This window comes from Ruminococcus sp. AM26-12LB (assembly GCF_003480785.1).
Taxonomy (GTDB): Bacteria; Bacillota; Clostridia; order Lachnospirales; family Lachnospiraceae; genus Blautia_A; species Blautia_A fusiformis.
In genome coordinates this window covers 1-5,192 of the sequence record NZ_QUJX01000027.1, presented here as the reverse complement: position 1 = coordinate 5,192, position 5,192 = coordinate 1, and the positions used below count along the sequence as shown (strand labels likewise).

The 5,192-nt window shown below is 38.9% G+C and carries 7 protein-coding genes; all 7 read left to right on the top strand.

The features are described from left to right. On the top strand, window positions 1-549 hold a 549-nt coding region (locus DW694_RS17570; protein ID WP_182465513.1), incomplete at its 5' end, for a hypothetical protein. Window positions 550-799: 250 nt separating this feature from the next. Then, window positions 800-1,342, top strand: coding sequence for a 5-oxoprolinase subunit PxpA (locus DW694_RS15895; RefSeq protein WP_227945538.1), 543 nt, complete (start codon window positions 800-802; stop codon window positions 1,340-1,342). A 168-nt stretch (window positions 1,343-1,510) separates the two neighbouring features. Next, complete coding sequence (locus DW694_RS15890) at window positions 1,511-2,293, top strand: ZIP family metal transporter (RefSeq protein ID WP_021652375.1); 783 nt, start codon at window positions 1,511-1,513, stop codon at window positions 2,291-2,293. 19 nt (window positions 2,294-2,312) lie between these two features. Further along, a complete protein-coding gene (locus tag DW694_RS15885) occupies window positions 2,313-3,224 on the top strand; it encodes a 2-dehydropantoate 2-reductase N-terminal domain-containing protein (RefSeq protein WP_044962024.1) in 912 nt (303 codons plus the stop codon). A gap of 14 nt (window positions 3,225-3,238) precedes the next feature. After that, complete coding sequence (locus DW694_RS15880; RefSeq protein WP_044962031.1) at window positions 3,239-3,907, top strand: class I SAM-dependent methyltransferase; 669 nt, start codon at window positions 3,239-3,241, stop codon at window positions 3,905-3,907. Continuing rightward, window positions 3,897-4,598, top strand: a complete 702-nt coding sequence (locus tag DW694_RS15875) for a transglutaminase family protein (protein ID WP_015527132.1) — start codon at window positions 3,897-3,899, stop codon at window positions 4,596-4,598. Before DW694_RS15880 ends, DW694_RS15875 begins: the two co-directional genes overlap by 11 nt. A gap of 40 nt (window positions 4,599-4,638) precedes the next feature. Further along, the gene (locus DW694_RS15870) at window positions 4,639-5,190 is read left to right on the top strand and encodes a class I SAM-dependent methyltransferase (RefSeq protein ID WP_110102478.1); all 552 of its coding nucleotides are present in this window, start codon (window positions 4,639-4,641) and stop codon (window positions 5,188-5,190) included. Window positions 5,191-5,192: the final 2 nt, after the last annotated feature.

Here is a 5,192-nt window from a genome sequence, read left to right as displayed (position 1 = left end):
ATCCTCGCAGCCACAGCCGCAGTGTTCGTCATGGTTGTGAAGGTGCTCGTGTTCATGATGTTCGTGCTCGTGATCCTCGCAGCCACAGCCGCAGTGCTCGCCATGGCTGTGATGGTGCTCGTGTTCATGATGTTCGTGCTCATGATCCTCGCAGCCACAACCACAGTGCTCGCCATGGCTGTGAAGGTGCTCGTGTTCATGATGTTCGTGTTCGGAATCCTCGCAGCCACAACCACAGTGCTCGCCATGGCTGTGATGGTGCTCGTGTTCATGATGTTCGTGCTCATGATCCCCGCAGCCACAGCCGCAGTGCTCGTGTTCATGATGTTCATGTTTATGATCCTCACAACCACAGCCGCAGTGCTCATGGTGGTGATGATGCTCATGTTCATGATCTTCATGGTCATGATTCTCGTAACCACAGACGCAGTGATCATCATGGTGATGGTGCTCATGATCGTGATGTTCTTCATGCTCATCATGGCTGTGATGCGCATGCTCGTGACCGCAGCCGCAGGAATCTGCGGACTTCATGGAATCTTTCTTTAATTTTTCTTCCATATGAACTCTCCTTGCTGATTCGTTTGTTTTTTTATATGAATATATGAATTAATGTTCATATGACTATTTAATCATATATAAAAATCTTTGTCAACAGCTTTTCAAAGAACGGATCAAAGAAAAGTAAAATTTATTGCAAAAGAAATATAGAAAATATTAATATATTCTGAAAAAATAATCTATTTTATTATTTTTATTTAACATGTTATACTTTCAACAAGTAAAGAAAGGTAGCAACATGTACAGTATCGACTTAAACAGTGACATGGGTGAGAGCTTTGGCGCATATAAGCTTGGCGGCGATGAAGAGATCATCAAATATGTCACAACAGCAAATGTAGCATATGGCTGGCATGCAGGCGATCCGATGGTAATGGATAAGGTAGTCCGCATGGCAAAGGAACGTGGCGTTATGGTTGGAGCCCATCCTAGATATCCGGATCTTCTTGGCTTTGGACGAAGAAAGATGGTTCTCTCTCATGATGAAGTTAAGAATTACGTCAGATACCAGATCGGAGCACTGGCTGCATTTACCAAGAGCTACGGAATGAAGCTTCAGCATGTCGCTCCTCATGGAGCAATGGGGAATGCCTGCCAGTATGACGAGGATATTTCCACAGCGATCTGCGAGGCAATCTGTGAGTATGACAAAGATCTGATCGTTTATTACTGTGCAGGAGCAGTTCTTGGTGATATCGCTGAGAGCAAGGGACTTCGCACAGCATCTGAGATTTTTGTAGATCGTGCATACATGGATGATCTTTCTCTTGTAAATTGTTAAAAGAATTATATTGTTATATGATTTCGTAAGTGATATACTTAAACATAAGGAAAACCGTGTGAAATTACAGTTTGCTTTTTGCACGGTTTCTTTTATATATGATAGTTAGTTAAAGCTAACAACAGAACGATGTGAAAGTACTTTTGACTATACAGAAAGGAATACATAATGCTAATGAATGTTTTTGAAGGTATACTGATTCCATTTGTTGGAACAACGCTAGGTGCAGCATGCGTGTTTTTTATGAGAAAAACACTTAGCAAGTTACTGCAACGTGCACTTGCAGGGTTTGCAGCAGGTATAATGGTTGCTGCTTCAATCTGGAGTCTTCTGATTCCGGCAATTGAACAATCTGAGAATATGGGAACTTTATCGTTTGTTCCGGCAGTTGTTGGGTTCTGGATTGGTATATTGTTTTTACTCGCACTTGATCATTTGATTCCACATCTTCATGTTGGAAGTGATCAGACAGAGGGACCGAAAAGCAAACTTGGCCGTACTACGATGATGGTGTTGGCAGTTACATTACATAATATCCCTGAAGGTATGGCAGTTGGTGTAATGTATGCAGGATTTCTTGCTGAAAATGCACAGATTACAGCAACAGGTGCACTTGCTTTATCACTTGGAATTGCTATCCAGAATTTTCCAGAAGGAGCGATTATATCCATGCCGCTTAGGGCAGAGGGTGAAAGTAAGAGAAAGGCATTTCTGGGAGGTGTACTTTCAGGAGTCGTTGAACCGATTGGAGCAGTAATGACGATTCTTGTCGCACAGCTGGTAATCCCGGCATTACCATATTTACTCAGCTTTGCAGCAGGAGCTATGTTATATGTCGTGGTTGAAGAACTAATTCCGGAAATGTCTCAGGGACAGCACTCGAATATCGGTACGCTTTTCTTTGCACTTGGATTTAGTTTGATGATGATCTTGGATGTGGCACTGGGGTAAGAGGAGAGGAAAGATTCTTATGAGAATATTGATTTATGGTGCTGGTGTGATTGGATCCTTGTATGCGGCTTTATTTGCAGAAGCCGGTTATGATACAAATATTTATGCCAGAGGTAAAAGACTTGAGGCTTTAAGAAATAATGGATTGAAATATAAGAAAAATCAGGAAGTAATAAAGGCAGAGATTAGGATTCTTGGAGAACTACCAAACGATGATATTTATGATTTTGTCTTGCTTACTGTCCGGGAAAACCAGCTGTATGAAGCACTTACTGAATTGAAAAATAATAAAAGTAATACGATTGTTACAATGATAAATTCACTGGACAGTTACAATAAATGGGAAGACATTGTCGGAAAAGGAAGAATATTACCGGCTTTTCCAGGAGCAGGCGGAAGTATAAATGATGATGGTATCCTTGATGCAGCACTTACTCCAAGGTTGATTCAGCCAACAACATTTGCAGAAATATCAGGAAATAAATCCGAAAGAACTAAGCAGTTTTCAGAGATATTGAGGCATGCTCATATACCATACCAGAAAGTAACGGATATGCATCTATGGCAGCTTTGTCATCTTGCTATGGTGGTACCGATTGCAGATGCGTATTATGAATCAGACGATCCGGAGAAAGTGGGAAAAGAATGGAAAATCATGAGGAAAACAGCAGAAAGGCTGAAAAGAAATTTTAATTTTTGGCGAAAACAAAAGGGTAAACTGTCACCATGGAAAATGAATATTTTTCGCTTTTTACCATTGTCATTTCTGACGATTATGCTGGCAGTTACATTTGGAAGCAGTTTTGGAGATAAATTTATGTATCAACATGCTATGAAGGCACCAGATGAAATGAGGGAATTGCATAAGCAGTTTTATGCTTATATGAAAAAAATGAAGAAATGCGGATGCAAGGCGAAAAAGGTACAGTGATTGGAGAAAAAAGCATGAAAAATGAAGAATATAAAAAATTGTCAATTAAAGAGTTTACAAAAGCAGCAGGAAGATATGAAAGTAACCATGCTGGCATTTACGAAATGTGCAAGAAAGATTATCCGGATATTCTGGAAGAATTAGAGAAGGAGCCATTTAGAGATTTATTAGATGCAGGCTGTGGGCCTGCTCCGATGATTTCTTTATTAGCAGAAAAACATCCAGACCGGTATTATACAGGACTGGATCTGACTCCGGCAATGATTGAACAGGCAAAAAAGAAAAATATACCAAATACAACATTTGTTGTAGGAGACTGTGAGAACTTTCCTTTTGAAAAGGATTCATTTGATGCAATTATTTGTTCTATGAGCTTCCATCATTATCCGGATCCACAGGCATTTTTTGACAGTGTGAAAAGATGTCTTCGCCCAAATGGAAGATTGATACTGAGAGATGTGACCAGTGACAATAAAGTATTGGTATGGCTAATGAATACATTGGAAATGCCGTTGGCAAATATATGCGGACATGGAGATGTCCAAGTGCCAACAAGAGATGTGGTCATAAAATGTTGCAAAAAAGCAGGATTAAAAGTAGAAAAATTTGAAATTCGTAAAGGTATGCGAATGCATTGTGTTGTGAGAAAACCTATGGGAAAGGCGATAGGAAATGAAAGATAAGTATCTTAGGGAAACACGAATGGTTGATTTTTCTAATCCGGCAATTCAAAAACTTATTCAAAATATGAAATGGAAGGAAATGGGTGAATTTGAAAGGATTAAGGCAATCTACAACTATGTAAGAGATGATGTTTTATTTGGATATAATATTGATGACGGAATTTCAGCTTCAAAAGTACTTGCAGATGGTTATGGACAATGTAATACAAAAGGAACTTTATTTATGGCACTTTTACGTGCCTGCAATATTCCATGCAGAGTACATGGTTTTACGATTGATAAAAGATTGCAGAAAGGGGCTATGACCGGGTTTGTTTACCGTAATGCTCCAAAAAGTATTTTCCATAGCTGGGTAGAAATTAATTTCGAAAATCAGTGGTACGAACTGGAAGCTTTCATTTTGGATAAAACCTACATAAAGAAGTTACAGGAACAAAATTCGGAATGTACAGGTGCATTTTGCGGTTATGGAGTAGCAGTCAAGGATTTCAGAAATCTCATTATTGAGTTTGATAGGAACAATACTTATATTCAGAGCGAGGGAATCAATCAGGATTTTGGTGTTTATGATTGTCCAGATGAACTGTTGAAGGAACATCATCAAGAAATTTCAGCCTTTAAAGCATTTGCTTATAGACATATTGGAAGACACCTCATGAATCGTAATGTCAGGAAGATTAGAGAACGATAGTTTTAAGCTTTTAGAATTAAAATTAAATTTGGAGGGTAATATGGCAGACAAAATACAAAATGCTTATGAAACATCAAAAAATATATATGACGATGTTCTTACGCAAAGAAATATTTTCAGCAAACTGTATATTAAGCTATTTTGGAGTGGCACGGATGATAATGATATAGCACGAAAAGTTTTATCATATGTTCCTGATGACTTTTCAGGAAAGCTTCTTGATGTTCCGGTTGGAACTGCTGTATTTACGGAAAACAAATGGAGCTCTCTGAAAAATGCACATATTACTTGTATTGATTACAGCATGGATATGCTTGAACAAGCCAGAAAAAGACTTGGTAGTCATGCGCATATCAAATGTATTCAGGGGGGTGTGGGAAACCTGCAAATGGAGGATGAATCTGTTGATACCGTTGTCAGTATGAATGGTTTTCATACATTTCTTGATAAGCAAAAAGCATTTCATGAAATATGGCGTGTTTTGAAACCAGGCGGCGATTTCATTGCCTGTTTTTATCCAATGCGTCGTAAAACCCCTTGCTTCAGTTATGGGGATATAAGACGCGTCCATCGAATTTATGCAAGTAATTGAAG